Annotated in this window: 1 protein-coding gene; it reads right to left on the reverse strand. The window is 43.5% G+C overall.

All coding sequences use genetic code 11. The features are described 5' to 3' along the window. Positions 1 to 247 precede the first annotated feature (247 nt). Positions 248 to 1,212, reverse strand: a 965-nt coding sequence (locus AYY17_RS13815; protein ID WP_235845392.1) for an ATP-binding protein, incomplete at its 5' end; no start/stop codon positions are given.

Here is a 1,212-nt window from a genome sequence, read left to right on the forward strand (position 1 = left end):
CCATCCCGAACGGTGGTCCGGAGATACCCGGAACTGGCAAAGAAAAGAGACCGTCACCCTGAATCCTGAGCGGGAAAAACAGGCTGCCTAAATTAACAAAGGGTGACAACTACCTTGACACTTACCGGTTTGCAGCCACTTCAGTCGTCATGGGGGGAGGGACAATGGAACGCAACACCAAGTAGATTGATGGCATAAAGTTCCTTCAATTCCGATCTGCTCTCCCGCTTTCATTTTCTGCTGCAGATCACTTTTGTTGCCATTCCTTTACAACAGCTTCCCAATCGACAGTTCTCTCGACCAACTTCCCATCCGCATACTTTCTTGTCCAAACATCCCAGAAGTCAGGGTCATCAGAATGAGGTTGCTGCTCTTTCGTCAAATTTTTCATTTTAACTAGGACAGGAAGTTCAGATGCCCAGCCCATCAGTATTGCATGTTGGGATGGTAATGAAGGTAGTTCACGGAGTAATCCTCGCAAATTATCAGGTACCATTTTATGAACTTGCTCCTGATCTTTGTCGTTACTAATTCGATGCAAAAGAAAAGTATTACATTGAGACAAAACCGTAGGTGATAACTCTGATGGTCGTTGTGAGGAAATCACCATACCAAGACCAAACTTTCTGCCTTCTCGTGCGATTTTCTCAAACACTTGGCAGCAAACGGCTGCGACATCCTGATTTTCAGAGTCATCACGATACCGTTTAATAAATGTATGTGCTTCTTCAGCGACAAGTACCGTAGGTAAAGATTTATTATATAGCCGCCTATAACGTTGCAATGATTCAAACACAATCCTTGAAATAACAGCTGTCACAAGATGAGTAATTTCTGTTGGTACTAAAGAAAGATCAATAATTGAAACACAGCTATCATCATCGCCGGTTCCATCCTTTCCAATATAAGTTTCTAACCAATTGGCTAAGTCAACTCGGTGCTCTGAGTCATTGGTTATAGGTTTCATTCTCGTATCAGCAAGCATTGTGCGTATCCTAGCCACTAAATATTCGACATATTGCTCACTGCCATTTTCCTGGGCTAATGCCTCTAAATAGGAAACTAAATTACCTCCGTCAAAAGGGCCCTCAGTGTCAGGATAGTTGTCACCCCCTCTGAAAAATAAACCTGAGGGCGCGGAGTGACACATGAAACGTATTTCACCTGAACGAAAAGCCGCCATACTGGCTAAATTATTACCGCCGTACAACA

It is taken from the genome of Morganella psychrotolerans, assembly GCF_001676055.1.
GTDB lineage: Bacteria > Pseudomonadota > Gammaproteobacteria > Enterobacterales > Enterobacteriaceae > Morganella > Morganella psychrotolerans_B.